Genomic DNA, 25,840 nt, shown 5'->3' on the forward strand with positions numbered 1-25,840 from the left:
GCCGTCCCGGCCCGCCCCACCAGGTCTATCGACGGTCCCCCGCCCGGGGTGAGCCGGGCGGGTCCCCCTCAACCTCCGGCGGGGGCCCCGGCGCGCCGGGCCGCGGCGAAGACCGCGCGGATCTCGTCCTCGTCGCGGTCGCCGTGGAAGCGCACCGAGTGCGTGATGAGGGCGGGTCCCGCGAGGAGGTCCTCGGGGGACGCCGGCAGCCCGCGCCACCGCACGGCCATCGGGTCGCCGGGGCGGCTGAAGTCGCCGATCCCGAACCCCGCGGCGACGGTGAGGAGGGCGAACACCTGGTCCTCCCCCAGGTGGGAGTCCGCCATCTCGGGCATGTCGAGCAGCCCGCGCGACGCGAGCGACCGCACGGCCGCCCCCGTCTGGAGGTAGGCGCCGCCGAGGGCGTGCTCCCCGTGCCGGTAGCCGTTCGCCGTCGCGCGGTCAAGCAGGCCGCGGAGCCGGGCGCGCAGCCGCGGGTGGCGCCAGCCGCGCCAGCCGGTCTCGGCCCGCAGCGTCGCGGCGGCCGGCGCGAAGTCCCGGGGGCTTCCGTCCGGGCCGGTGCGGTACGCGCCGAGCAGTCCGAGGCCCGGCTCCTCCGCGAAGCGGCGGAGCGCGGCGTCCTCGATGCCCGCACCGATGAGCAGGGCGTCGGTGTCCATGCGCAGCAGCAGGTCGAACCGCCAGTGGGCGCAGGCGTGGGAGTGCCCCGCTGCGATCTTCACCCACAGGCCACCCCACCCGCCGGACGCCCCCGCGGGGGCCGGCACGACGTGGACGTCGGGGTCGCCGGCGACCGATGCCGCGAGGGCGTCCGACCCCGTGTCGTCGACGAGCACGACGGCGCGGGAGGGATCCGTGTACGCCCGGACGCTCTCGAGCGTGTCCGACGGGTCCTCACCCGGGCCGATCGGCATCACGACGACGAGGCGGACGTGTTCGAGCGGCATCACGTCGGTCACGGGCGACGTCCCCTCCGTCTCGGCCCCGGCGCGGATCGCGGGGCGGAACGACGAAGGCCCCGCGGTGACGGGGCCTTCGTGAAGTGGAGGATACCGGGATCGAACCGGTGACCTCTACGCTGCCAGCGTAGCGCTCTCCCAGCTGAGCTAATCCCCCGGGACGAGCGGAGTATAAGGAGCCTCTCCCCCGCTCGCAAAACGCCCGGCACCGCGCGGACTACGAGGCCGCGGCCACGTACTCCTGGCGGGGGGCCTCCTTCCAGAGGCGGTCGAGGCGGTAGAAGTCGCGCGACTCCGGCGTGAACACGTGCACGACGCAGTCGAGGAGGTCGACGAGGATCCACTCGCCCTCGCGCGCGCCCTCGACGGTGCGGGGGACGACGCCGTGGTCGGCCTTCATCCGGATCCGCAGCTCCTCGGCGATCGCCTTGGTCTGACGCGGTGTCTGACCGGTGCACACGACGATGTAGTCCGTGTACGACACGAGCCCCGACATGTCGAGGATCACGATGTCCCTGGCGTTCTTGGACTCGGCCAGGGCGGCGGCGGCGAGGGTCAGCTCGAGCGGGGTCGCGGGGGTTCCTTTCGCGGCTCTACGGATGGCGAGGGTACCAGACCGTCCCGGACGAGAGCCCTCTCGACGGGACCGGGCAGCAGGTGCCCGACGGGGACGCCCGCGGCCATCCGGGCGCGGATCATGCTCGCCGACACGCCGATCGGCGGGACGTCGAGCAGGTCCGCCCGGCCCGGGGCGACCCGGTCGGCGAGGGCGGCGAGGGCGTCCGCGCCGACGCCGCCGCGCCCGACCACCGCGAGGCGGGCGAGGCGCAGGATGCGCTCCGGGTCGTGCCAGCCCGGGAACCCCTCGAGCTGGTCCGCCCCCAGCACGAACCACAGGCGGACACCCGGCTCGGCGGCGGCCATCGCCTCGAGGGTGTCGGCGGTGTAGCTCGGTCCCGGGCGCTCCAGCTCGACACGCGACACCACCAGCCCCGGGCGGCCCGCGACGGCCTCCTCCAGCCACGCGGCCCGCTGCTCGGCCGGTGCGATCGCGACGCCCGGCTTGTGGGGCGGGCGGTGGGCGGGCACGAGCCGCACCTCGTCGAGCCGGAGCTGCCAGAGGGCCTCGCAGGCGACGACCAGGTGCCCGATGTGGGGTGGGTCGAAGGTGCCCCCGAGCACCCCGACCGCGCGCGGCTCAGCGGAGGTGGCCGTGACCGGTGACGAGGTACGTGTAGCTGGTCAGCTCCGACAGGCCGATCGGCCCGCGGGCGTGCAGCTTCTGGGTGGAGATGCCGATCTCGGCGCCCATCCCGAACTCCCCCCCGTCGGTGAAGCGCGTCGACGCGTTCACGTAGACGACGGCGGCGTCGACGGACGCCTGGAACTCGCCGGCGGCCTCCAGGGAGTCGGTCACGATCGCCTCGGAGTGCCCCGAGCCGAACCGGGCGATGTGATCCACCGCCTCCTCCAGCGACGCCACGACCCGCACCGCGAGGACGAGGTCGAGGAACTCCGTCGCGTAGTCGGCCTCGGTGGCCTCGGCCAGCCCCCCGGCGGCGTCGCCCAGCAGGTCGAGCCCCGCCCGGTCGACCCGGAGCTCCACCCCGCTCCCCATCAGCCGCTCCGCCGCGAGCGGCAGCACCGCGGGGGCGGCGTCGCGGTGCACGAGCAGCGTCTCCGCGGCGTTGCAGACCCCGGGCCGCTGCACCTTCGCGTTGACGGCGATCTTCACCGCCATCGCGGGGTCGGCGTCGGCGTGGACGTAGACGTGGTTGTTGCCCGACGCCGCGTAGATGACGGGGACCCGGGTGTGCTCCCGCAGGAACGCCTTCAGCTCCTCGCCGCCGCGGGGGATGACGAGGTCGACGTCGCCCTCCATCTGCACCAGCTCGCGCATCTCGTCGCGGTCGGACCCGAGCAGGGCCACCGACCAGCGGGGGGCGTCGGCCTCGATCAGGGCGCCCGTCAGGACCTCGGCGATGATCTGGTTCGAGCGCATCGCGAGGCGGCTGCCCCGCAGGATCACCGCGTTGCCGCTCTTCAGGCACAGCCCCACGGCGTCGGCGGTGACGTTCGGCCGGCCCTCGTAGATGACCGCGACCACGCCGAGGGGGACACGGCGGCGCACGATCTCGAGGCCGTTCGGCAGCCGCCGGCCGCCGTCGACCACGCCGACGGGATCCGGCAGCGCCGCGACCGCCCGGAGCCCCGCCGCCATGTCGGCGACGCGGTCCTCGTCGAGGAGGAGCCGGTCGATGAGGGCGGGTGCGGTGCGCGCCCGCTTCGCGGCCTCCACGTCGAGCCGGTTGTCGCGCAGGATCTCCCCGGAGCGCCGCTCCAGGGCCTCCGCCATCTCGAGGAGCACGGCGTCGCGGTGGTGCCCGGGCAGGCGCGCGAGGACCCGGCTCGCGGCACGCACGTCGGCGACGACTCGTCGGAGGCCGTTCACGATCCGTCCATCAAACCACGCCGCCCGCGGCCGGGCCCGCGGCGGAGCGGGGGTCGGCGGCGAGCACGAACTCGTCGCGGTGGATCACCTGCGGCGCGGCCTCGGGGACCCGCTGGCGGACGTCCTCGGTCTTGAGGCCGGCGACGAGGCGGACCTCGTCGGCCGACATCGCCGAGATCCCCTTCCCGACGACCCCGCTCCCGTCCGAGCCGACGACCTCGACCGCGTCACCCGCCTGGAACGCGCCCTCGCTCGCGACCACGCCGACGGCCAGCAGGGACGTGCCGCGCTCGCGCAGGGCGCGGGCCGCCCCGTCGTCGACCACGATCCGCCCGAGGGTCGGCTTCGCGTGGCGGAGCCAGAGCTTGAACGCCGCCTCGGGCCGCGACGCCGGGCCGAAGCGGGTGCCGACGTGGTGGCCGGACGAGACGGAGGGGATGACGCCGTCGGCGCTGCCGGAGGCGATGACGCAGGTCACCCCTCCCCCGGTCGCCATGCTCGCCGCCGCCACCTTGCTCGCGATCCCCCCGCGTCCCCGCCCGGAGCCGGGCATCGTCGCGAGCGGGACGGTGTCCGGGGGCGTCCCCGCCGGCACGTCGCCGAGCAACTCCGGGCCGTCGGGGCCCGCGACGTAGAGCCCGTCCCGGTCGGTGAGCAGCAGCAGCCAGGTCGCGCCGATCAGCAGCGCCACCTGGGCGGCGAGGACGTCGTTGTCGCCGAAGGTGAGCTCGTCGGTGGCGGTGGTGTCGTTCTCGTTGATGATCGGGATCGCACCGAGCTCGGTGAGCCGGCGAAGGGTGGTGCGGGCGTTGAGGTACGACGACCGCGCCGCGAGGTCCCCGGAGGTCAGCAGCACCTGCGCCGGGACCACGCCGTGCGGCGCGAACGCCTCGGCGTACCGCTGGAAGAGGACGCCCTGGCCGACCGCGGAGGCGGCCTGCAGGTCGGGGAGGGCGGTCGGCCGCTCGCGCATCCCGAGCCGCCCGAGGCCGCAGGCGATGGCGCCGCTCGTCACGAGCACGGGGTGGTGCCCCTGGCGACGCACCCGGACCAGGTCGCGCACCCGCGCCTCCAGCACCTCGTGGCGCAGCTCCCCCGCTGCGTCGACGAGGGTCGACGAGCCGAGCTTCACGACGATGACGGCCACGTGCGCGCCCTAGGAGAGGGCCGACAGGATGCGTGCGCGCAGCTCCGGGACGCCCGTCCCCGTGACGGCGTCGACGGCGACGTCGGCGAAGGACGTGTCCGCGCCCTCCTCGTCGGCGCGGGTCGCCACCAGCAGGCGGACCGCGTCCGGGGGGATGAAGGTGGTGAGGCCGGCCTCGGCGCGGGCGATGCGGTCGGCGGCGGGCTCGGGGTCGGCGGCGTCGACGCAGTGGATCACGAGGCGGGCGCGCTCGAGCTGCTCGAGGTGGCCGTCGCGGCGGTGCACGCCCTCGGCGTCGAGCCCCGGCAGGTCGGCGAGGGTGTAGAGCACGCCGTCCTCGTCCTCGAGCGGACCGAAGGCCGGCTCGCGGGTGGACTGCGGGTAGGCGGCGACCACCACGGCGGCGCCGGTGAGCGCCTCGAGGAGCGCGCTCTTGCCGGAGTTGGGCAGCCCGACGAGCGCCGCGTCGATCGGCAGCCGCAGCTCGAGGGTGATCCAGGCCTCCTCGCCGGGGCCGCCGGGGACGGTCGTGCGGGGGGCGCGGTGGGTGGAGCTGCGGAACGCCCGGTTGCCGACGCCGCCGTCGCCGCCGCGCGCGACGGGCACGCGGTCGCCGACGGCGTCGAGCTGGGCGATGGTGTGGCCGTCGCGGATGACCCGGGTGCCGGGCGGGACGGGCACGATCAGCTCGGACCCGGCGGGCCCGTGGCGGTTCTTGCCCTCGCCGTGGCCGCCGTTCGGCGCACGGTGGTGGACGGCGTGGCGGAAGCGGGAGAGGTCGGTGACCTGCTCGTCGGCGACGAGCACGACCTTGCCGCCGCGCCCGCCGTTGCCCCCGTCGGGTCCGCCCTTCGGGATCTTGGGCTCGCGGCGGAACGACATGCAGCCGTTACCGCCGTGGCCGCCCTCCACGTTGATCTGAGCTCTGTCCGTGAAGGGCACCGCCGCGCCGCGCCCCCCGCTCAGACGGCGGCGGGCTCCTCGGGGTGGACCGAGATGCGGCGCCCCTTGTGACCCGTCGTGAACTCGATGCGGCCGGTGACGGTCGCGAAGATCGTGTGGTCGCGCCCGATGCCCGTGCCGGGGCCCGGGTTGAAGCGGGTGCCGCGCTGGCGGACGATGATCGACCCGGCGGGGACGACCTGGCCCCCGAAGGCCTTCACGCCGAGCATCTTCGGCTTGGAGTCACGCCCGTTGCGGCTGGAGCCGCCACCCTTCTTGTGTGCCATGTCGGAGCTCCCCTGCCCTCAGCCGGCGGTGATCGACTCGATGCGCACCCGGGAGAGACGCGAGCGGTGCCCGCGGGTCTTCCTCGAGTTGCGCTTCGGCTTGTAGGTGAAGACGCGGATCTTGGTGCCGAGCACGTGCTCCTCGACGGTCGCGCTGACGGTCCCGCCGTCGGCGATCCCGTCCGAGTCGCCGGTGGCGAGGACGCGCGGCGCGAAGCTGGCGCCCTCCTCCTCGGCGAGGCGGTCCACGAGCAGGGTCTCCCCTTCGCGGACACGGTATTGCTTGCCCCCGAGGGCGATGACGGCGTAGTTCGGCACGTTCCTGTCCTGACCGTTTGACGAGCGACGGCGGATATTAGCGATCGGCGCGGCCGACCGCCACGCACCGTGCCCCTTTGACCACCGGCCCACGCCGTGTAGAACCGCGCCGTGAGGCACATCCCCAGCGCCGCCGCCGTCGTGGCGGCCCTCGTCTGCGCCCTCCCGGCCGCGGCCGCGGGGGGGACGCTGGTGGTCGCGGCCGCCGAGGACCCCGACAGTCTCGACCCCGCCATCGCCTACGACACCGAGAGCTGGCAGGTGCTCGTCAACGCCGGCGAGGGCCTCGTGGCCTACCGCCACGCCGCGGGCGCCGCGGGCGCGGAGGTGGTGCCGGCCCTGGCGCAGGCGATGCCGTCCGTCTCGGCCGACGGCCGCCGCCTGGTCTTCCGCGTCCGCCGCGACGCCCGCTTCGGGCCGCCGGCGAACCGGGCGGTGCGGCCGTCCGACCTGAAGGCGAGCATCGAGCGCCTGTTCCTGGCGGGCTCCCCTGGTCGCGGCCTCTTCCGGAGCATCGCGGGCGCGACGCGGTTCGAGGCGACCCGCAGCGGCGGCATCCCGGGCCTCGTCGCGCGCGACGGCGCCCGGACGCTCGAGGTGCGGCTGGTGCGCTCCGACCCGGCGATCCTGCGGGTGCTGGCGCTGCCGTTCGCGTTCGCGCTGCCCGCCGGCACCCCGGCGACGCCGCAGGCGGGCCCGGGACTCGCCTCCGCGGGCCCGTACCGGGTCGCGGCGTACACCCCGGGCGCGGGGATCGAGCTGGCCCGCAACCCCGGCTACGCCCCCGGCGCGGCGACCCGTGGCGCGGCGGGGCCGGACGCGATCAGCGTGCGCCTCGGCCTCTCCCCCGAGGAGGGCGCGGCGCTGGTGCGCGGCGGGCGGGCCGACTACGTGCAGCCGCGGCCGTCGGGCGACGACGTCGCCGCTGCGGCGGCGTCACCGGCCGCGCGGGTGCGCCGCCACGTGGAGGGCACGACCTACTACTTCTTCATGAACACCCGCCGCGCCCCGTTCGACGACGTGCGGGTGCGCCGCGCGGTGGGCCTCGCCATCGACCGGGCCGCCCTGGCGAAGGCGTTCGAGGGGCAGGCGGTCCCGACGGCGCAGGTCCTCCCGCCCGGCGTCCCGGGACGTCGCGTCACGCCCGCGGCGCCCGCGCCCGACGTGGCCGCCGCCCGCCGGCTCGTCGCGCAGGCCGGCGCCACCGGGGCGTACGTGACGGTGTGGGGCCAGACGAACACCCCCTCCCCCGACGTCACCGCCCGCCTCGCGCGCACCCTCGACGCGATCGGCCTGCGGGCGACGTCGCGGCTGTGGGAGCGCACGACGCTGCTCGCCACGCTCGCCGACCCCGCGGCCCCCTCCCAGATCGGGTACGCGCGCTGGCGCCAGGACTACCCCGACGCGGCGGACTGGTTCCCCCTGCTCCTCTCCGGCGACGGCATCCGTCCGGGGGCGACCCTGAACTACGCGCTCCTCGACGACGACGCCCTCGACCGGCGCATCGCCGCGGCCGCCGCGACGTGGGACGACGCGACCCGGGCGCGGCGCTGGCAGGGGGTCGAGGCGGCGGTCGCCCGGAGGGCGGCGTGGGCGCCGTTCGCCAACACCGTCCGCCGCGACATCGTCTCCCGCCGCGTCGCCGGCTACGTGCCGCACCAGGTCTACGGCTTCCTCTGGATGCGGGCGCGGGTGCCCTGACCCGGGCCGGCCCGCGGGGGGCCGGCCCGGCCGGACGTCAGGTGGTGGAGCGGGAGGAGACCCGGCGGCGCGCGGAGGCGCCCCGCCCGGTCGACGCCGCCGCCGCCGGGGTGGACCCCGCGGCGGCCGGCTCCTCGAGGGCCCGGACGCGGACCGCGTCGAGCTTCATGGAGCCGTCGCGCTCCAGGTCGATCTTCACGCCCGTCTCGGCCTCGAGGTCGGCCTGGCGGGCACCGTCCTCACCGGTCAGGACGTCGGCGATGCGGGGGTGCACGACCACGGCGACGCGGTCCGACGCGCGACCGGCCAGCGTGCGCCGCAGCTCGCGCTCGATGGTGATCGCGTGCGTCTCGTCGCTCGGAACGACGCCGACGCCGAGACAGGTCGGGCAGACCTCGGTCATGATCTCGCGGGGCCCGTCGGAGATGTTCTGACGGGTCATCTCGACCAGGCCGAGCGGTGAGATGTCGACGACGAAGGTGCGCGTGCGGTCACCCGCCAGCGCCGTGTCGAGCGCGGCCTTCACCGCCTTGCGGTTGCGCTCGTCGTCCATGTCGATGAAGTCGATGATGATGATGCCGCCGATGTCGCGCAGGCGGAGCTGGCGCACGACCTCGGTGGCCGCCTCGAGGTTGGTCTTCGTGATGGTGTCCTCGAGACGCGACCCGCCACGGCCGACGTTGCGGCCGCTGTTGACGTCGATGACCGTCATGGCCTCGGTGTCGTCGATGACGAGGTAGCCCCCGGACGACAGCGGCACGCGCCGCTCCATCGTCGAGCGCACCGCGGCCTCGACGCCCATCGCCTCGAAGAGCGTGCCCTCCCCCGTCCAGTGGCGGACGCGGTCGGCCATCTCCGGCGACGTGCGGCGCAGGAAGCCCGTGATCCGCTGGTGCTGGGCCTCGTCGTCGACCAGGACCTCCTCGACGTCCGTGTTCAGGAGGTCGCGGATGACCCGCAGCGAGATGTCGGCCTCGGAGTAGAGCAGCGTCGGCGCCTTCGCCAGCTCGCCGCGCTCCTGCAGGGTCTGCCAGAGGCGCTTCAGGAACGCGAGGTCGCGGGCGATCTCGCGGGCGGACGCGCCGGCGGCGGCGGTGCGGACGATGAGGCCGCCCGTCTCCAGCGGCAACGCCGCGCAGATCGCGCGGAGCCGCACCCGCTCGTCGTCGGGGAGGCGCTTGCTGACGCCGACCCCGTCGCCGAACGGCACGTAGACGACGAAGCGCCCGGCCAGCGACAGCTGCATCGTCAGGCGGACGCCCTTCGTGCCCATGGGGTCCTTCGTCGCCTGCACCAGCACCTCGTCACCGCGCTTCAGCAGCTCGGCGATCTGGCGCTTGCGCTTCGGCACCCCCATCGCGACGACCTCGTCGACGTGCAGGAAGCCGTTCTTCTCGAGGCCGATCTCGATGAACGCGGCCTCCATGCCGGCGAGGACGTTCTCGACCCGGCCCTTCCAGACGTGGCCCACGACGGATCGGTGGCCACGCCGTTCGATGTAGCACTCGGCCGCGCGGCCGTCCTCGAGTATCGCGACTCGCGTCTCGGCACGGTCCACCGACACCAGGATCTGCTTCTTCAGGAGAGTCTCCCCTCGGAATGGGGCGTCACCGGCGCAGCTTCGCGGTGACGCGATCGATCAGAGGGCGGGCCTTGTCGATCGCCGGGCCCTCGATGAGTTCGTGGCCGGCGGAGAGGCGCGCGAGCGCGGCCTCGCCGATGGCGCGGGTCGCGCCGTAGGCGACGGTGCCGCGCACCGCCCACCCCGCGACCGGGACGAATGCGGAGGCGCTGCGCCCGATGGCGCGCCAGCCGAAGCCGGCGCCCACCACGGCGAGCGCCTCGACGGCGCGCTCGGCGCCGAACGGACGGTCGTGCAGCGCCGCGAGGTCCGCCACCAGGCGGATCTGGATGAGCACCAGCACGGGCATGTCGACGCCGGGCAGCGGCAGGGCGCCGACGGCGGCGGAGCGCCGGGACGCCCGCGTGACCAGGATGCGGCCGATGGCGGGACGCAGACCCGGGTTGCGGCGGCCCGCGGCGATCAGCTCGTCGCCGAGGACGCGCAGGACGGCGTCGATCACGCGGTCGGCGCCGTCGTCGTCGAGGGACGTGACGTGGGCGACGTTGGAGGGCTCGAGGCGGTGGCCGTCGAGCACCCGCCGCTCGAGCGCGGCGCGCTCCACGGCGTCGCCGGTGACGATCGCGAGGGCGCCGCCCCCGGACCGGCGGCGGTGCGCCAGCGCGGCGGCGGACGGGCCGACGTCGTGGCCGGGCGTCAGCGCGACGACGGCGAGGGCGTCCTCGCTGGGGGCCGGGGCGGGCGTGCCGAGGATCTCCCGCAGCCGCGCCGTCGCGGCCGGATCGGCCGGGAGCACGGCGATCTCGCCACCGTCCTGCGACAGGTCGTCGGCCGCGCGGATCGCCTCCGACAGGGGCCGTACGACCTTCGCTCCGCGCGAGGCGAGTCCGATTGCTCCCACGCCGCCCGCTATCCCGGGACGGCCGAGCGGCGCTGATGGATCCCGAGGAGCAGGCCCATGGCGATCAGGGTGGAGATGGTGTGGCTCCCGCCGTAGCTCATGAGCGGTAGGGGGATTCCGGTGATCGGCATGATTCCCACGGTCATGCCGATGTTAACGAAGACCTGGAAGCCGATCATGGCGACGATCGCTCCGGCGACGAGCATGTCGACCTGACTGGAGGCCCGCGCCATGGTGCGCAACCCCCTCCAGAGCACCAGCGCGAAGCACAGGATCAGCACCCCGCCCCCGACGAAACCGAACATCTCGGACGTCACCGCGAAGATGAAGTCGGTGTGGTGCTCGGGGATGAAGTCGCCGTTCGCCTGGGTCGCGCCCTCCGGCCCCTTGCCGATCGCCCCGCCCGATCCGATGGCCGTCTTGCTCTGGTCGAGCTGGTAGCCGGCGTCGCTGGTGTCGCGCTCGGCGCCGATGAACGCCGTCAACCGCTCCACCTGGTAGTCCTGCAGCACCTTCACGCCGGCGGTGGGCAGCACCCACAGCACCGCCAGGATCAGGATCGCGAGGAGCGACCCGGCGACCGCGAAGTGCGACCACGGGACGCCCACCAGGAAGAGGACGGTCGCGAGGACGGCCCCGTAGACGAGGGACGTCCCGAGGTCGGGCTGCAGGAACACGACGATCGCGGGGAACGCCGCGACGCCGGTCAGGAAGAGCGTGAACCGCGCCGTGCCGACGGCGTCGATCCGCTCGATCGCGATGCCCGCGAGGATCACCGCGATCGCGACCTTGCCGACCTCGGACGGCTGGATGTTCAGCGGCCCGATGGTGATCCACCGGTTCGACCCCTTCACCGCGCTGCCGATCACGAACACGACCGCGAGGGCGCCGAGCAGGCTGCCCCAGAGGCCCCACGCCCAGCGCGCGAGCCGTTCGAGGTTGACCCGCATCGCGACGATCAGCAACAGGCTGCCCATCGCGACGAATAGGAGCTGGCGGTCGAGGTAGTAGCGCGGGTCGCCCGGGACGTCGTTCTCGGTCGTCTTGCCGATCACGAAGACGCTGAACGCGGTGATGCCCGCGACGGCGAGCAGCAGCAGCCAGTCCATGCCGACGACCGCCGAGCGGACGCGGTCGGGGATGCCGCTGCGGGTGGAGCGCGGGGGCGCGATGGTGGTCATCAGTTGGTCTCCTCGACGGGCACGCCGCACAGGCCCGGGTCGAAGTCCTCCCAGGCGGCCATGGTCGTGCAGACCGCGGGGGCGGCGGCGTTGGCGCCGGTGCCGCCGCGCTCGATCACGACCGAGACGACGATGTCGGGGTTGTCGTGGGGGGCGTAGCCGACGAACCAGGAGTGGTCGCGCTTGTCGTCGCCGCTGAACTGCTCGGCGGTGCCGGTCTTGCCGGCGACCTTCTGGCCGTCGGGCAGGTTGCCGAACACGGCGGTCGCGGTGCCGTCGGGGCCGTTGGCGGCCTCGAAGAGGCCCTGCCGCAGCGCGGTGATGTACTCGGGGCGCAGGTCGAGCTGCCGCGTCGGGCGACCCTGGGCGAGTTCCTGCACCACGCGGCCGTTGGGGTCCTGCACCTCGCGGGCGACGCTCGGCGTGACGACGGTGCCGCCGTTCGCGATCGCGGAGTACGCCACGGCCATCTGGAGGGGCGTGGTGAGCAGGTAGCCCTGCCCGATGCCGAGCTGGATGGTGTCGCCGGCGAGCCAGCTCCGGTCGAAGTCGGTGAACTTTTCGCCCGTCGCGGGGTTGATGCCGGCGAACGCCTGCTTCTTCCACTCGGGGTCCGGGACGGTGCCGGCGCGCTCGCCGGGGACGTCGATGCCGGTGGTGTCACCCAGGCCGAAGGCCCGTGCCTCGTCCATCAGCGGGTAGTCCTTGTTGCGCTCGCTCTGGGCGCGGTAGAGCCGGTCGGCCACCTGGTAGAAGTAGGTGTCGCTCGAGACCTGCAGGGCCGTCGGCAGCGTGACGAAGCCGTGCGAGTTGCCCCGGAAGTTGTCGAACTCCTGCTTGTAGAGCGTGACCGACGACGACGACTCGATCTCCTCGCCGACGCTCAGCTGCCCGGTCTGCAACGCGGCCGCGGCGGTGATCGGCTTGAACGTCGACCCCGCCGGATAGACACCGCCGATCGCGCGGTTCAGCAGCGGCGTGCGCTCGTCGTTGAGCAGCCGCGAGACGGCCTTCTCGTTGCGCTTGACGAAGACCTCGGGCGAGTAGGTCGGGTAGGAGGCGATGGCGAGGACCTCCCCCGTGTTGGGGTCGAGCGCCACGCCCGACGCGCCCGGGGCGCCCTGCTTCTCGGCGGCGTCGGCGAGTGCCGCCTCCAGGGCCCGCTGGGTCGGCAGGTCGATGGAGAGCTGGATGTCGCGGCCCGGCACGGGGCTGTCGAGGGAGACGTACTCGCGGCCGCGCGGCTCGCCGCTGGCGTCGACCTCGACGACGGCCCGCCCCGGCTGCCCCGAGAGGAAGCGCTCGTACCGCTGCTCGATGCCGTCGGTGCCGATCGTCTCGTTGCCCGAGTAGCCGCGCGCCCGGTAGTCGGCGATCTGCTCGGGGGTGATGCGCCCCGTCGATCCGAGGACGTGGGCGGCGACGCTGCCCTCGGGGTAGGCGCGCAGGTAGGTCTCGGCGAGCGAGATGCCGGGGAAGTCGCGGCGGTACTCGGCGAGGTAGCGGTAGAGCGGCGGGTCGATGTTGCGCGCCAGGATCACCGGCTCCAGGGGCCGCTGGTCGCCGAGCTCCATCCGCTCCATCAGCTCCGCCACGGGGGTGCCGAGCAGCGGCGACAGCCGGGTCATCACCTGGCGGCGGCGGGCGCCGGTCAGCTCGCGCGGCCGTGCGGTGACGTTCTCGCCGGTCGTGTTGGTGACGAGGGCCGTGCCGTTGCGGTCGAGGATGTTGCCGCGGGGCGGCTCGGTGATGACGGTGCGCAGGCGGTTGCCGTCGGCGCGCTCGGCGTACTGCTCGCCGCTGATGACCTGCAGGAACCAGAGCCGCACGAGCAGCAGGCCGAGCAGGGCCATGGCGATGCCGCCGAGGATGGCGATGCGGACGGCGGTGCGGGGGGTGAGCGCCGGCGCCCAGCCGCCCCCGACGCCGCTGCCGCGGCGTGGGCGCATGGTCGTCACGTCGTCGTCCCGTAGAACTCGATGACCCGCGGCCGGCCGAGCAGGCGGCGCGCGACGAGCAGCACCGGCGGGCTCAGCAGGGCGGTGAGGGCGAGGGTCGGGAACAGGACCTGGGCCACGAACTCCGAGGCCGGCATGCGGTTGCCCAGCAGGAGCTGGAAGAGCATGTAGCCGATCTGGACGGCGAGGGCGGCGACGACCGACAGGCCGAGCGGCGCGAGCAGGCTCGACGACTCCTCCCGCTCGCAGTACTGGCCGCACCACGCGCCGACCGCCAGGTAGAGCAGGGCGAGGACGCCGAGGGTGCCGACGGGTGCGGTCAGCTCGACGAGCAGGCCGGCGGAGAACCCGGTGACGGCCCCGACGAGCGTGCCGCGGAGCAGGGCGACGACGACGACGGTCGGGGCGATGAGGTCGGGGATGCCGTCGGCGACGTTGACGTACGGCATCACCGACACCTCGAGCAGCACGGCGATGACGACCATCGCGGCGACCCAGCCGAGGCCGGCGCCCCCGGGGCGCGTGGGCGGGCGGCGCGTGGCCGGCCCGACGACGCTGGTGCGGAGGTCGGTGGTCACCGGCCCTCCGCCCGTCGCTGCGCCTCGGGGCTCTCGGGCACGAGCACCGCCAGGTACGACAGGCGGCGCGGGTCGGCGTACGGGGTCACCTGGACGGTGAACGCGACGTCGACCTCCTGGCGCCCGACGCTGGTGATCTGGCCGATCGGGAGGCCCGGGGGGTAGATCGAGGGGAGCCCGCCGCCGGAGAAGCCGCGGGTGACGACCGCCTGGAGCTCCTTGACGGGGGCCTCGCGGGGGATGTCGGTGAGGCTGAGCTGACCGGGGCTGGTCGACCGGACGAGCCCGGGGTACGACCCGGCCTCGGGGACGGTGGCGCCGACCTCGGTGCGCCCGTCGGTGATGAACGCGATGTCCGCGGAGTTCGCGGTCACGGAGGTGACGACGCCGACGAGCGCCGCCCCCCGTCCCGTGCCGGCGACGACGGGCGAGTTGCGGACGATGCCGTCGGAGGAGCCCTTGGTGATGCGGGCGTTGCGGTACCAGTCGGTGATGGAGCGCGTGTTGACGAGCGCCACCTCGACCCGGTAGCCGCCGAGCCCGCGTTCGGTGTCGATGAGCTGCTCCACCCCGAGCAGGGACTCGAGCTCCGTGAGGCGCTGCTCGCGGACGGCGTCGAAGACCTGGCGGCCGCGGAGCTCCTCGACCTCGGCCTCGAGCGCGGAGGCGCGGTCGCGGGCGTCGCGGAGGCTCGTCAGCCAGCCCCAGCCGTCGCGGAAGGGCTCGACCGCCCGCGTCGCGACCTCCTGGACGGGGGTGACGACGCTCGCGGCGGCGCTCTGCGCACCGTGCAGGGGCCCACCCGACGACTCGCGGAAGTACCCGGTGAAGATCGCGAGGCATGCGATCACGAGTGCGGCGATGACGGCGCGGCGGAGGGTCGCCCGCCGGCGCGCGATGCCGGTGCTCCCGGTCGTCGACATCAGGCGGGTTTCCTCAGTAGCGCTTCCGGTGCCGTCCGTTCGACGCGGCCTTCTGCATCACCTCGAACTCCTCCAGCGAACGGCCGGAGCCGACCGCGACGCAGGTGAGCGGCGACTCGGCCACGTGGATCGGCATCTCGGTCTCACGGCGGAGGCGCTCGTCGAGGCCCTGCAGCAGCGACCCGCCGCCGGCCATCATGATCCCGCGGTCCATGATGTCCGACGCCAGCTCGGGCGGTGTCTTGTCGAGCGTGCTCTTCACGGCGTCGATGATCTGCAGGAGGGGCTCCTCGAGGGCGTCGCGGACGTCCTCGGAGGACAGCACGACGGTCTTCGGGAGTCCCGTGATCATGTCGCGACCCCGGATCTCGGCCTGGACCTCCTCCCGGAGGGGGTAGGCGGAGCCGATCTCGAGCTTCACCTCCTCCGCGGTCTGGCTGCCGATCATCAGCTTGTACTCCTTCTTGACATAACTGATGATCGCCTCGTCGAGCTCGTCGCCGCCGACGCGGATCGACTGTGCGACGACGATGCCGCCGAGGGAGATGACGGCGACCTCGGTGGTGCCGCCGCCGATGTCCACCACCATGTTCCCGGTCGGCTCGGCGACGGGCAGGCCCGCCCCGATGGCGGCGGCCATGGGCTCCTCGATGAGGAACGCGCTACGGGCGCCGGCGGAGAGGGTCGCCTCCTCGACGGCGCGCTTCTCCACGCCGGTGACGCCGGAGGGGACGCAGACCACGACCCGCGGGTGCGCCCACCGGTTCTGGTGAACCTTCTGGATGAAGTGGCGGAGCATCTGCTCCGTCACGTCGAAGTCGGCGATGACGCCGTCCTTCAGCGGGCGGATGGCGCTGATGTTGCCGGGGGTGCGGCCGAGCATGCGCTTGGCCTCGATGCCCACGGCGTGCACCTCGCCGGAGCGCTGGTCGATGGCGACCACGGACGGCTCGGAGAGCACGATCCCACGGCCTCGGACGTACACCAGCGTGTTCGCGGTGCCGAGGTCGACGGCCATGTCTCGTCCGCCGAAACCGGTCAGGTAGCTCCAGAAGCCGATCGGTCGCCTCCCCCTGAGTGTGGCGTCTGCGGCCGCAAGCGACCCTGCAAAGCGCGGGATTCTAGACGAACGCACACCATTCCGGGCATCCGTCTCCGTGCCCCGGGCCGCGACCACCGTACCGCCCCTTCGTCCGGCCCGCCACCCGAGTCCGGCACGGCGTGGCGCCGGGGGGCCTCTCCGCTACCTTTTGTCGGATGCCCCCGCCCCCGCTCTTCGCCGACGACAACAGCTCCTACCGGCGTGCCGTGCGACGGGCGGAGCGCGAGGAGAAGGTGCGTGAGGAGCGGCGTCAGCAGATCCTCGCGACCCTCCGGAGGCTGAAGGAGGAGGCGGGCGATCCGTCGGTCCTGGCGGAGCGCGACCGCGCCCGCCGGCACGCGGACCTGCTCGACCGGTACCCCCCGTTGTTCTAGCGATCCCCCGCCCCGGAGCCGGGGTGGGCGGTACGGTCGGGGTCGTGGAGTCACATCGGACGAACGGCCACCGGGGCGCGGTCGGCGTCGCCGTCCTCGCCGCCGTGGCGGCGGCGACCGCCGTCGCGTCCGTGACGGTGGACCGGAGGGTCACCTACGTCCTCGCGGCGGTCTGCGTCGTTACCGCGGTCATCGTGGCCCGGTCGACCCGGGAGCGCCCCCGGGCGAAACGGGAGCGGCTCGGACGGGAGGGCGCCTGCCCGTCCTGCGGCGGGACCGGTCAGAGGATCCAGGACATCACCTACGAGGTCGGCCGGCACCCCTGCGTCACCTGCGGAGGCACCGGCTCCGCCCCCGGGGGGCGCTGAGGGCGGAGGGGGCCCGTCGCCAGAGCCGGGGGCGGAGCGGCGACGCCGGCGACGGTCCCGGGTCCGGCGGCGGCCCCGGTGTCGTCCTGGGTCCGATTGGACCTCGATGACGGGACCGATCGAACGGGAACCAGGATGAGACGGGCGCCGGTGCCGGATCGCGGAGGCCGCGGCGTCGTCGTGGGTCCGATTGGGCCTGGGCGACGCGACCGATCTGCGATCCCCGATGGCCAGACCAACGGGGTTTCCGGATAGGTGCCGACGAGGCCTCGGGGGAATGACGGGGTGTCGAGGTCCAATCGGACCTCGACCGCGGGACCGATCGGGATTTCAGCGGACGGGGGGCGCCCCGGGAGGACGGTCGTGACGAGGATCGGCACGGGGAGGGCACGGGGTCGACACGCCCCGGGGGTCACGTGTCGGTCGGGGTCCTCCAGGATCCCCTCATGGCGACGTCGTTCTACAAGGCGCGGGGGATGGGGTCCCGTCCCCCGTGCGCCATCTGCATGGGGCCGGGCGAGGGGCCGCGGGCCGAGCTGCACCTGCCGTGTGGCGTCCGGGTGTGGCTGTGCGAGGCGCACCGGTCCACGGAGTTCCAGGCCCGGAGGGCGGGACGGGACCTCGTGGTGTCGCTCATGAACGTCTGGCAGGCGGCGGGGTGCATGACACGACGGCGGGCGCGGGCGCTCGACGTCCACCGGGCCCGCCTCACCGCGCCCCCGGCCGAGCGTCCCCGGCCCGGGTCGTACAGCTGGCCGGCGCTCCGCCGTGAGGCGGAGGCGGCGTTCGCGGCCGGCCAGCCCCCCGCCGGGGTCAGCGCCCGGCTGCGGGAGCGCGCACGGCGGGGCGACGCCCTCCCCCCGACGGTGCGGACGATGCGCCGCTGGTTCCGCGAGGGACGGTGGCTCGGCGGCGGCGGCGGCGCCACCGGCCGGCCGACGCGCCACCCCGGGTCAGGCGGGGGTGGCCCCCGCGTGCCCGGCGGCGGACGACAGGGGGTGGCGGGCCTCGTTGGCGGGACTGCGGCGGTGGAGGAACCAGTAGGCGATGCCCTCCGCCACCCGCCGCCGCTCCTCGTCGGCGACCCCCACGGTGATCGACTCCACCTCGACCGTGCGCAGGTAGGCGGCGACCGCGTCCACCTTCGCCTCGTGCTCGAGCAGGCTGAGCAACTCCCACGCGTACTCGTCGTACTCCCCCGCGGCATGCGGGAACGCGTCACGTGAACCGAGCGGGTCCCACTGCCAGAGGAGGATCTGGCGCAGCTCCAGGAAGTCCTGGTGGCGGTCGGGATCGGTCATGCGTGGGTGTCGCGCCGCTCGATCGCGTACTCGACGGCCGCCTGGATGTCGGCCTCGCTCGCGTCGCCGGGGACGCCGCGGTGGCCGTACTGCGACCCCCACAGCGCGAGGATCGACCCCGCCCCCTCCGCCAGGGACTTCGCCTTCTGGTAGCCGCCGTACTCCACGAACTTCGCCTTGCGGCCGGTCTGCCAGCGCCAGATCGTGTCGCCGTCGGCCTCGTGGATGATCGCGTAGAGCTTCTCGGTCACGTGTCCCCCTCCGGGCCCGGGTCGTCGGCGGAGTATGGCGGCGCGGCACCCCACGGCGCGAGGCCCGCCTCCTGGAGCATCGCCGTCAGGGCGGGGAGGGACAGACCGATCACCGTCGACGGGTGGCCCTCGATCCGCTCGACGAGGACGGCGCCCGCCCCCTGCACCGCGTACGCGCCGGCACGGTCCCGCCACTCGCCGGTCGCGAGATACCAGTCGAGCACCGCGCCGCCCGCGTCCGACGCCGGACGGACATGGACCGTCGCGCGATCCCGCACCTCGTGCTCACCGGCGGCGGTCACCAGCACCATCGCCGTCTCCACCACGTGGGAGCGGCCCGACAGGGCGGTCAGCATCCTCCGCGCGTCGGCGACGTCGGCGGGCTTGCCGAGGGCGCGCCCGTCGAGGAGCACCTCCGTGTCGCCGCCGAGCACCGCGCCGCCCGGCGGCACGCCCTCCCGCTCCGCGACGGCCCGCGCCTTCGCCCGCGCGTTCGCGAGGGGGTCCGCCCCCTCGGGGGCGTCCGACACGACCACGCGGAACGGCAGGCCGAGCAACCCCAGCAGCTCACGCCGCCGGGGCGACCCGGACGCCAGCAGGATCAGGCCGCGGTCCCCCGCGCCCGGCTCAGAGGCCGGGGAAGTGCAGCGCCAGCTCCCGGACGCCCGACTCGGGGCTGTCGGAGCCGTGGATCACGTTCTCCCCCACCTCGAGGGCGTAGTCGCCGCGGATCGTCCCGGGGGCGGAGTCGAGCGGGTTCGTGGTGCCCATCATGTCCCGCAGCGCCTTCACGGCACCCTCCGAGCCCTCCACGGCGAGCATCACGACGGGGCCGGAGGTGATGAACTCGACGAGCTCGCCGAAGAACGGCCGCTCCCGGTGCTCGCCGTAGTGCTCCTCGGCGGCGGAGCGCTCCATCACGGTCTTGCGCATGGCCAGGATCGTGAACCCGCGGCGCTCGATGCGGGAGATGATCTCCCCGCTCAGGCCACGCGCCACGCCATCCGGCTTCACCATCACGAACGATCGCTCACTCATACGTTTCCTGGTCACCTCGTGGTCGTCTCCAGCGCCCGGTCCTGCCGGTGTCGCCGCTGCTGTCCCTCTCGGGGGTCGTGCTGTCCGGCAGCTCACGCGAACGGCGCGAACGCGCCCGCGCGGCCGCCGGCGACTCGGACGCCGACGCCGACGCCGACGACGTGTCGAGCAGGCGCAGGCGGAACTCCAGCTCCGTCAGCCTCTGGTCGAGGTCGCGCACCTCGTCGTGCGAGGCCACCCCCGCCTGGCGCAGGGCACGGGCCGTCGCGATGCCGTCGCTGCCGGGGGTCATCCCCTCGCGGGCGAGCATCCGCCCCACAATCTGCTGCCCCTCGGCGTCGCCCAGCTCACCGAGCCGCTGCTCCAGGGCGAGCAGCTCCAGCTCGCGCTCGCGGGCCTCGTCGAGGTACTCCGGCGGGCGGACGATCAGGTAGATGATCGTGCCGAGGAACGGGATCAGCACCGACAGCGCCACGCACCCGGCGACGACGGGGGGCGCCTCGATGCGGCGGCGGGCGTCCTGGTAGGTCCAGTAGACGAGCGCCAGCCACAACAACACCACGAAGATCTGCAGGAGCACGCTCATCGCGCTCCACAGGGCCGAGTCGAAGAAGCCCGAGATGGACTCGAACGGGTCGCTCGTGTCGCCGCCGGCCTGTGCCGTCAGGACGGACGCGATCATGCTGCCTCTGCTCTGGCCATGCGGACTAGTTCGCCTCGGGGGGGTCGGTGCCCTTCCGGGCGGGCGCGAGTGTAGCAGGGGTCCCCATCCCCTCCGCCACGAGCGCCGCCCGCAGGTCCGCCAGCAGGTAGAGCGACCCGGCGACCACCACCACGCCGTCCGGGCCCGCCGCCGCACGCGCCTCCGCGAGGGCCGCCGCCGGGTCGTCGACCGCCCAGGCCGGCACCCCCACGTCACCCGCGAGGCCCGCCAGTTCCACCGCGTCGACCGCCCGCGCGTGGCTCGACCGGGTCGTGAACACCAGGTCCACGACGCCGCCGAGGGCCTCCACCATCTCCAGCGCGCGCTTGTCCCCCAGCACCGACACCACCGCCGTCACCGGGCCGCGGCCCGCGACCACCTCCGGCAGCGCGTCCGCCAGGGCCCGCATGCCCGCCGGGTTGTGGGCGCCGTCGATCACCACGTCCGGCCGCCCCGCGAACAGCTCCAGCCGCCCCGGCACCTCGACGCGGGCGACCGCCTCCCGCAACGGGGCGACGTCCAGGGGCCCGCCGGCGACCATCTCCGCCGCGGCGAGGGCCACCGCCAGGTTCTCGCGCTGGAACGCCCCGCGCAGGCCGAGCGGCAGGCCCTCGTACCGCGCCCGCGGGGTCACCACCTCCACCCCGCCGGGCGTGTCCCGGGCGACCAGGTCCTCCCCGTACCGGACGGGCCGCAGACCCCGCGCGGCGCAGATGTCGTCGACCGCCGCCCGGGCCGCGGCGCTCAACGGGCCGAGCACCAGCCGGTCCGCGCCGTCCGGTGCGACCGCGAGCTTCTCGGCGGCGATCGCCGCCTCCGTGTCGCCCAGGAACTGCGTGTGCTCCAGCGAGATGTTCGTCAGGACCACCGCCGTGCTCGGCGGCAGGACGTTCGTCGCGTCGAACCGGCCGCCGAGCCCGGCCTCCACCGCCACCGCATCCACGTCGTGGGCGCGGAACGACCAGAACGCGATCGCCGTCAGCGCCTCGAACTGCGTGACCCGGTCGCCCTCCTCCAGGTCGAGCCCCTCCGCCGCCGCGCGCACCGCCGTCGCCGCCTCCGCCAGGCCCTCCGGGGAGAGGGGCGCCCCGCCGATCTGCACCCGCTCCGACCAGTCCGTCACATGCGGCGACAGGTACGCGCCGACCCTCCCGCCGCGGCTCGCGAGGGCCGCCGCCGCCAGCCGGGTCGTCGACGACTTGCCGTTCGTGCCGACGACGTGCAGGGCGGGGGCGTGACGCTGGGGGTCGCCGAGGGCGGCGAGCAGGGCGTGGATGCGCTCCAGGCCGAAGCGCATGCCCAGGATCTCGAGCCCCGCGATCCACGCGCGGGCCTGGTCCGGCGTCACCCCAGCGCGGAGAGCCGCGCCGCGAGGGCGTCGCGCTCGGCGGCGTAGCGGGCGGCCTTCTCGCGCTCGCCGTCCACCAGGTGGGCGGGGGCGCGCTCCACGAAACGGGCGTCGCCGAGCTTGCGCTCGGCCCGCTCCAGCTCGGCCTCCGCGCGGGCCAGCTCGTCGCGCACCCGTGCCCGCTCCACCTCCGGGTCGACGGCGTCCGCGGCGGGACCGACGGCGATCGACCGGCCGTCCCCGAGCAGCGTCGCGACGAGGGTCGGCACCACGTCGTCCGGCGCGGCGGAGACGGCGTCGAGGGCGGCGACGGCGGGGTGCGGCGCCGGGCTCATCACCAGGGGCGTCCGCGGCGGCAGGCCGCGGGTCGAGCGGTAGGCGCGGAGGGCGGTGACGACCTCCCGCACCCCGGCGATCTCGGCCTCGGCGTCCTCGTCGCGCGGACCCGGCGCGAGCGGCGGGGCGTGCCGCGCCATCAGGCCCTCGGAGCCCGGCAGGCGCGACCAGGTCTCCTCGGTCACGAACGGCATCAGCGGGTGGGCGAGCGCGAGCACCTGCTCCAGCGCGTACCCCGCCATCTCCGGCGTCGCCTCGCCCGCCTTCAGCAGCTCGAGGTACCAGTCGCAGTAGTCGTCGAAGACGAGGTGGTAGACGAGGTCCGCGAGCTGGGAGAGCTGGAAGCGGTCGGTGAGCTCGCGCCCCCGGGCGACGGCGTCGTCGACGCGCGACGCGATCCACCGGTCGGCGAGGGTCGACGCGGGCGGCGCCTCGGGGACGACCCGGCCGCCGCGGTCGATGACCAGCCGCGAGGCGTTCCACAGCTTCGTGACGAGCTGCCGGCCCTGGTCGATGCGGTCCGCGCTGAACCGCACGTCCTGGGTGCTCGACATCATCAGCAGGCCGAACCGGAGGGCGTCGGCGCCGTTGCGGTCGATCAGCTCCAGCGGGTCGAGGCCGGTGCCGAGCGACTTGCTCATGCGGCGGCCGTCGGGCGCCTGCACCACCGAGTGGATGTAGACGTCCGAGAACGGCTCGGTGCCCATGTACTCGACGCCCATCATCACCATGCGGGCGACCCACAGGAAGATGATGTCGCGGGCCGTCGACAGGACCTGCGTCGGGTAGAACTTCTCGAGCTCGGGGGTGCGGTCCGGCCACCCGAGCGTGGCGAACGGCCACAGCGCCGAGCTGAACCAGGTGTCGAGGACGTCGGGGTCGCGCTCCCAGCCGTCGCCCTCCGGCGCCTCCAGGCCGACGTAGACCTCCTCGCCGCGGTACCAGACGGGGATCTGGTGGCCCCACCAGAGCTGGCGCGACACGCACCACGGGCGGATCTCCCGCATCCAGTCGAGGTACACCTCGCCCCACTTCGGCGGGGTGAAGCGGACGCGGCCCTCCTCGACGGCGGCGATCGCCGGGGCGGCGAGCCGCGTCATGTCGCAGAACCACTGGAGGGACACCAGCGGCTCGACGCGCGCGCCGGAGCGGTGGGAGAACGGGACGACGTGGGTGTAGTCGCGCTCGGAGCGGATCAGCCCCTGCGCCCGCAGGTCCTCGACCACCTTCGCCGAGCACTCGGCCGGCGTGAGGCCGGCGTACGCCTCCCCCGCCGCGGCCGTCATGCGGCCGTCCTCGCCGATCACGTTGATCGCCTCGAGGCCGTGCCGGCGGGCGATCTCGAAGTCGTCGCCGGAGTGCGCCGGGGTGACCTTCAGCGCACCCGTCCCGAACTCCGGCTGGACGTGGTCGTCGGCGATGACGGGGATCTCCCGGCCGACCAGCGGCAGGGTGACCGTCCGCCCCACCAGGTGGCGGTAGCGCTCGTCCTCCGGGTTCACCGCGACGGCGGTGTCGCCGAGCATCGTCTCCGGCCGGACCGTCGCGACCACGATCTCGCCGTCGCCGTCGGTCAGGGGGTACGCGATGCCGGTGAGCGTGTCGGTGACCTCGCGGTCCTCGACCTCCAGGTCCGAGATCGCCGAGCCGAGGCCCGGGTCCCAGTTGACCATGTACCGGTCGCGGTAGATGTAGCCCTTCTCGAACAGGTCGACGAACACGTGCAGCACCGCGCGCGCGTAGGCGTCGTCCATCGTGAAGCGCTCGCGCTCGTAGTCGAGCGTGCAGCCGAGGCGGCGGAGCTGGTCGATGATGCGGCCGCCGTACTCGGACTTCCACTCCCAGACCCGGCGCACGAACTCCTCGCGCCCGAGGTCGGCGCGCCGGATGCCCTCCGCGGCGAGCGCCTTCTCCACGACGGCCTGCGTCGCGATGCCGGCGTGGTCGGTGCCGCAGATCCACATCGTCTCGTGCCCCGCCATCCGCCGCGTGCGGATCAGGAGGTCCTGGATCGTGTTGTTCAGCGCGTGCCCCATGTGGAGCACGCCCGTCACGTTCGGCGGCGGGATCGCGATCGCGTACGACGGCGCGTCGCTGTGGGGGTCGGCGTGGCCGACCCCCGCCTCACGCCATGCGGCGTCCCACCGAGCCTCGACCTGGGCAGGGTCGAACCGGGTCGGAGCGGTGGTCACGACGGACCCGGGGGGACTAGGCGGACTCCCCGCCGGCCTCGGCGGCCCGGTCGGGCGCCTCGGTGACGAGGGTCGGCGGGAGCCCCTTCTCGATCGTCTCCTTGGTGACCACGCACTTGCGCACGTCGTCCCGGGACGGGAGCTCGAACATGACGTTGAGGAGGGCCGCCTCCATGATGGAGCGGAGGCCGCGGGCGCCCGTCTCGCGCTCGAGCGCCTTGTCGGCGATCGCGTTGAGCGAGTCGTCGGCGAAGACCAGGTCGACCTCGTCGAAGCTGAAGAAGCGGCGGTACTGGCGCACCAGGGCGTTCTTCGGCTCGGTGAGGATCTGGACGAGGTCGTCGCGGGAGAGCTGGTGGACCGCCGAGATGACCGGCAGGCGGCCGATGAACTCCGGGATCAGCCCGTAGTTCATGAGGTCCTCGGGGAGCACCTCGCTGAACAGGTCGTGCGGGTCCTCCTCGTGGCGGCTCCGCACGTCGGCGGCGAAGCCGACGCCCTTGTGGCCGATCCGCCGCTCGATGATCTTCTCGAGGTTCGCGAACGCGCCGCCGCAGATGAAGAGGACGTTGGTGGTGTCGATCGTGAGGAACTCCTGGTGGGGGTGCTTGCGGCCCCCCTGCGGCGGCACCGAGGCGACGGTGCCCTCCAGGATCTTGAGGAGCGCCTGCTGCACGCCCTCGCCCGACACGTCGCGCGTGATCGACGGGTTGTCCGCCTTGCGCGCGATCTTGTCGACCTCGTCGATGTAGATGATCCCGGTCTCGGCCTTCTTCACGTCGAAGTCGGCGGCCTGGATCAGCTTGAGGAGGATGTTCTCGACGTCCTCGCCGACGTAGCCGGCCTCGGTCAGCGCCGTGGCGTCGGCGATCGCGAACGGGACGTTCAGGATGCGCGCGAGCGTCTGGGCGAGGAGGGTCTTGCCGCACCCCGTCGGGCCGAGCAGCAGGATGTTGCTCTTCTGCAGCTCGATGTCCGAGTCGCCCGCGTTCATCATGTTGACGCGCTTGTAGTGGTTGTAGACGGCGACGGCCAGCGTGCGCTTGGCCTCCTCCTGCCCCACCACGTAGTCGTTCAGGACGTCGTAGATCTCACGCGGGCGCGGGAGCGACTCCGGGTCGAAGGTGACCGGGGTCGTGAGCTCCTCGTCGATGATCTCGTTGCAGAGGTCGATGCACTCGTCGCAGATGTAGACGCCGGGACCGGCGATCAGCTTCTTGACCTGCCGCTGCGACTTGCCGCAGAAGCTGCAGAGGAGCTGCTCGTTGGTCTCGGGGGACTTCGGCATCGGTTCGGGGCGCCGGGGGGCTAGTGGCTCTCGATGACCCGGTCGACGATGCCGTACTCCTTGGCCTCCGGGCTGCTCATGAAGAAGTCGCGCTCCGTGTCCTTGGAGACCTTCTCCAGCGACTGCCCGGTGTGCTTCGCGATGATCTCGTCGAGGCGGCTGCGCAGGTCGAGGATCTCGCGGGCGTGGATCTCGATGTCCGTCGCCTGCCCGCTGAAGCCGCTCGAGACCTGGTGGATCAGGATCTTGGCGTTCGGCAGCGCCATCCGCTTGCCCGGGGCGCCGCCGGCGAGCAGCAGGGCGCCCATGCTCATCGCGATGCCGACGCAGATCGTCGAGACGTCCGGCTTGATGAACTGCATCGTGTCGTAGATCGCGAGGCCCGCGTACACCGACCCGCCGGGCGAGTTGATGTAGAGCGAGATGTCCTTGTCGGGGTCCTCGCTCTCGAGGTGCAGGAGCTGCGCCACGATGAGGTTGGCGATCTGGTCGTCGACCGGGGTCCCCAGGAAGACGATCCGCTCGTTGAGCAGGCGCGAGTAGATGTCGAAGGACCGCTCGCCGCGCGAGGTCTGCTCGACGACCATCGGGATCAGTGGGCTCATGCGTG

26 protein-coding genes, 1 tRNA gene and 1 pseudogene are annotated in these 25,840 nt (G+C 73.8%); 3 read left to right on the forward strand and 25 right to left on the reverse strand.

Features of this window, described 5'->3' with window-relative positions; translation table 11 throughout:
• Positions 1–68: 68 nt before the first annotated feature.
• The 9 genes and pseudogenes from IU369_RS11410 to rplU form a co-directional block, all read right to left on the reverse strand.
• Positions 69–959, reverse strand: a complete 891-nt coding sequence (locus IU369_RS11410) for a glycosyltransferase family 2 protein (protein ID WP_217921108.1) — start codon at positions 957–959, stop codon at positions 69–71.
• 84 nt (positions 960–1,043) lie between these two features.
• Positions 1,044–1,116: transfer RNA gene (locus IU369_RS11415), tRNA-Ala, on the reverse strand.
• Between the two features lie 60 nt (positions 1,117–1,176).
• A complete protein-coding gene (gene rsfS / locus IU369_RS11420) occupies positions 1,177–1,560 on the reverse strand; it encodes a ribosome silencing factor (protein WP_281426241.1) in 384 nt (127 codons plus the stop codon).
• Positions 1,515–2,144: pseudogene (gene nadD, locus IU369_RS11425) on the reverse strand (nicotinate-nucleotide adenylyltransferase); the annotation flags it as partial. The pseudogene nadD and the gene rsfS, both read right to left, overlap by 46 nt.
• A gap of 13 nt (positions 2,145–2,157) precedes the next feature.
• Entirely contained in the window at positions 2,158–3,411 is a 1,254-nt protein-coding gene (locus IU369_RS11430; protein ID WP_217921111.1) for a glutamate-5-semialdehyde dehydrogenase, read from the reverse strand.
• Between the two features lie 10 nt (positions 3,412–3,421).
• Positions 3,422–4,558, reverse strand: a complete 1,137-nt coding sequence (proB, locus tag IU369_RS11435) for a glutamate 5-kinase (protein WP_217921112.1) — start codon at positions 4,556–4,558, stop codon at positions 3,422–3,424.
• A gap of 9 nt (positions 4,559–4,567) precedes the next feature.
• A complete protein-coding gene (locus IU369_RS11440) occupies positions 4,568–5,500 on the reverse strand; it encodes a GTPase (protein WP_217921113.1) in 933 nt (310 codons plus the stop codon).
• Positions 5,501–5,520: 20 nt separating this feature from the next.
• Positions 5,521–5,787 carry a 50S ribosomal protein L27 gene (gene rpmA / locus IU369_RS11445; protein WP_217921114.1) on the reverse strand — a complete coding sequence of 89 codons (267 nt, stop codon included), beginning with the start codon at positions 5,785–5,787 and terminating at the stop codon, positions 5,521–5,523.
• 18 nt (positions 5,788–5,805) lie between these two features.
• Positions 5,806–6,105 (reverse strand): 50S ribosomal protein L21, encoded by a 300-nt coding sequence (rplU, locus tag IU369_RS11450; protein ID WP_217921115.1) that lies wholly within the window; start codon positions 6,103–6,105, stop codon positions 5,806–5,808.
• Between the two features lie 111 nt (positions 6,106–6,216).
• Here rplU and IU369_RS11455 point away from each other — a divergent pair, with 111 nt between their 5' ends.
• Positions 6,217–7,806, forward strand: coding sequence for an ABC transporter substrate-binding protein (locus tag IU369_RS11455; protein ID WP_217921116.1), 1,590 nt, complete (start codon positions 6,217–6,219; stop codon positions 7,804–7,806).
• Positions 7,807–7,843: 37 nt separating this feature from the next.
• Here the strand turns inward: IU369_RS11455 and IU369_RS11460 are convergent, their stop codons facing one another.
• Genes IU369_RS11460 through IU369_RS11490 form a run of 7 tightly spaced genes read right to left on the reverse strand, consistent with a single transcriptional unit; the run spans position 7,844 to position 15,989 of the window.
• The gene (locus IU369_RS11460; RefSeq protein WP_217921117.1) at positions 7,844–9,364 is read right to left on the reverse strand and encodes an Rne/Rng family ribonuclease; all 1,521 of its coding nucleotides are present in this window, start codon (positions 9,362–9,364) and stop codon (positions 7,844–7,846) included.
• A 49-nt stretch (positions 9,365–9,413) separates the two neighbouring features.
• Entirely contained in the window at positions 9,414–10,289 is an 876-nt protein-coding gene (locus IU369_RS11465; protein WP_217921118.1) for a DUF697 domain-containing protein, read from the reverse strand.
• 8 nt (positions 10,290–10,297) lie between these two features.
• The gene (rodA, locus tag IU369_RS11470; RefSeq protein WP_217921119.1) at positions 10,298–11,470 is read right to left on the reverse strand and encodes a rod shape-determining protein RodA; all 1,173 of its coding nucleotides are present in this window, start codon (positions 11,468–11,470) and stop codon (positions 10,298–10,300) included.
• Positions 11,470–13,419, reverse strand: coding sequence for a penicillin-binding protein 2 (gene mrdA, locus IU369_RS11475; protein ID WP_217921120.1), 1,950 nt, complete (start codon positions 13,417–13,419; stop codon positions 11,470–11,472). The genes rodA and mrdA overlap by 1 nt, the downstream gene beginning before the upstream one ends.
• A 5-nt stretch (positions 13,420–13,424) precedes the next feature.
• The gene (gene mreD, locus IU369_RS11480) at positions 13,425–14,006 is read right to left on the reverse strand and encodes a rod shape-determining protein MreD (RefSeq protein WP_217921121.1); all 582 of its coding nucleotides are present in this window, start codon (positions 14,004–14,006) and stop codon (positions 13,425–13,427) included.
• The gene (gene mreC, locus IU369_RS11485; protein ID WP_217921122.1) at positions 14,003–14,929 is read right to left on the reverse strand and encodes a rod shape-determining protein MreC; all 927 of its coding nucleotides are present in this window, start codon (positions 14,927–14,929) and stop codon (positions 14,003–14,005) included. Before mreC ends, mreD begins: the two co-directional genes overlap by 4 nt.
• Positions 14,930–14,942: 13 nt before the next feature.
• Complete coding sequence (locus IU369_RS11490) at positions 14,943–15,989, reverse strand: rod shape-determining protein (protein ID WP_343233240.1); 1,047 nt, start codon at positions 15,987–15,989, stop codon at positions 14,943–14,945.
• 197 nt (positions 15,990–16,186) lie between these two features.
• Between IU369_RS11490 and IU369_RS11495 the strand changes: the two genes are divergently transcribed.
• Both IU369_RS11495 and IU369_RS11500 read left to right on the forward strand, forming a co-directional pair.
• Positions 16,187–16,405 carry a hypothetical protein gene (locus IU369_RS11495; RefSeq protein ID WP_217921123.1) on the forward strand — a complete coding sequence of 73 codons (219 nt, stop codon included), beginning with the start codon at positions 16,187–16,189 and terminating at the stop codon, positions 16,403–16,405.
• Between the two features lie 44 nt (positions 16,406–16,449).
• Entirely contained in the window at positions 16,450–16,773 is a 324-nt protein-coding gene (locus tag IU369_RS11500; protein WP_217921124.1) for a hypothetical protein, read from the forward strand.
• Positions 16,774–17,726: 953 nt separating this feature from the next.
• Here IU369_RS11500 and IU369_RS11505 read toward each other — a convergent pair.
• From IU369_RS11505 to clpP, 9 genes are read right to left on the reverse strand one after another with little or no spacing between them, the layout of a single operon-like run.
• A complete protein-coding gene (locus tag IU369_RS11505; protein ID WP_217921125.1) occupies positions 17,727–18,074 on the reverse strand; it encodes a hypothetical protein in 348 nt (115 codons plus the stop codon).
• Positions 18,071–18,325: a hypothetical protein gene (locus IU369_RS11510; RefSeq protein WP_217921126.1), complete on the reverse strand. Its 255-nt coding sequence runs from the start codon at positions 18,323–18,325 to the stop codon at positions 18,071–18,073. The genes IU369_RS11505 and IU369_RS11510 overlap by 4 nt, the downstream gene beginning before the upstream one ends.
• Complete coding sequence (locus IU369_RS11515; protein ID WP_217924365.1) at positions 18,322–18,930, reverse strand: Maf family protein; 609 nt, start codon at positions 18,928–18,930, stop codon at positions 18,322–18,324. The genes IU369_RS11510 and IU369_RS11515 overlap by 4 nt, the downstream gene beginning before the upstream one ends.
• A gap of 22 nt (positions 18,931–18,952) precedes the next feature.
• A complete protein-coding gene (gene ndk / locus IU369_RS11520) occupies positions 18,953–19,363 on the reverse strand; it encodes a nucleoside-diphosphate kinase (protein ID WP_217921127.1) in 411 nt (136 codons plus the stop codon).
• Positions 19,356–20,045, reverse strand: coding sequence for a hypothetical protein (locus tag IU369_RS11525; RefSeq protein ID WP_217921128.1), 690 nt, complete (start codon positions 20,043–20,045; stop codon positions 19,356–19,358). Before IU369_RS11525 ends, ndk begins: the two co-directional genes overlap by 8 nt.
• 25 nt (positions 20,046–20,070) lie before the next feature.
• Entirely contained in the window at positions 20,071–21,414 is a 1,344-nt protein-coding gene (locus tag IU369_RS11530; protein WP_217921129.1) for a bifunctional folylpolyglutamate synthase/dihydrofolate synthase, read from the reverse strand.
• Positions 21,411–23,942, reverse strand: coding sequence for a valine--tRNA ligase (locus IU369_RS11535; protein WP_217921130.1), 2,532 nt, complete (start codon positions 23,940–23,942; stop codon positions 21,411–21,413). Before IU369_RS11535 ends, IU369_RS11530 begins: the two co-directional genes overlap by 4 nt.
• A gap of 16 nt (positions 23,943–23,958) precedes the next feature.
• The gene (clpX, locus tag IU369_RS11540; RefSeq protein ID WP_217921131.1) at positions 23,959–25,230 is read right to left on the reverse strand and encodes an ATP-dependent Clp protease ATP-binding subunit ClpX; all 1,272 of its coding nucleotides are present in this window, start codon (positions 25,228–25,230) and stop codon (positions 23,959–23,961) included.
• 20 nt (positions 25,231–25,250) lie between these two features.
• On the reverse strand, positions 25,251–25,835 hold the full coding sequence (clpP, locus tag IU369_RS11545; protein ID WP_217921132.1) for an ATP-dependent Clp endopeptidase proteolytic subunit ClpP: 585 nt from the start codon (positions 25,833–25,835) through the stop codon (positions 25,251–25,253).
• Positions 25,836–25,840 lie beyond the last annotated feature (5 nt).

The sequence above is a fragment of the Miltoncostaea oceani genome (genome assembly GCF_018141545.1).
In the GTDB taxonomy this organism is placed as follows: Bacteria; Actinomycetota; Thermoleophilia; order Miltoncostaeales; family Miltoncostaeaceae; genus Miltoncostaea; species Miltoncostaea oceani.

What these genes read in the sequence shown, in the direction of transcription:
- rpmA (WP_217921114.1), bottom strand. Translation starts at nt 5,787, where the DNA reads ATGGCACACAAGAAGGGTGGCGGCTCCAGCCGCAACGGGCGTGACTCC.
- rodA (WP_217921119.1), bottom strand. Translation starts at nt 11,470, where the DNA reads ATGACCACCATCGCGCCCCCGCGCTCCACCCGCAGCGGCATCCCCGAC.
- mrdA (WP_217921120.1), bottom strand. Translation starts at nt 13,419, where the DNA reads ATGCGCCCACGCCGCGGCAGCGGCGTCGGGGGCGGCTGGGCGCCGGCG.
- mreC (WP_217921122.1), bottom strand. Translation starts at nt 14,929, where the DNA reads ATGTCGACGACCGGGAGCACCGGCATCGCGCGCCGGCGGGCGACCCTC.
- IU369_RS11495 (WP_217921123.1), top strand. Translation starts at nt 16,187, where the DNA reads ATGCCCCCGCCCCCGCTCTTCGCCGACGACAACAGCTCCTACCGGCGT.
- IU369_RS11505 (WP_217921125.1), bottom strand. Translation starts at nt 18,074, where the DNA reads ATGACCGATCCCGACCGCCACCAGGACTTCCTGGAGCTGCGCCAGATC.
- ndk (WP_217921127.1), bottom strand. Translation starts at nt 19,363, where the DNA reads ATGAGTGAGCGATCGTTCGTGATGGTGAAGCCGGATGGCGTGGCGCGT.
- IU369_RS11525 (WP_217921128.1), bottom strand. Translation starts at nt 20,045, where the DNA reads ATGATCGCGTCCGTCCTGACGGCACAGGCCGGCGGCGACACGAGCGAC.
- clpX (WP_217921131.1), bottom strand. Translation starts at nt 25,230, where the DNA reads ATGCCGAAGTCCCCCGAGACCAACGAGCAGCTCCTCTGCAGCTTCTGC.
- clpP (WP_217921132.1), bottom strand. Translation starts at nt 25,835, where the DNA reads ATGAGCCCACTGATCCCGATGGTCGTCGAGCAGACCTCGCGCGGCGAG.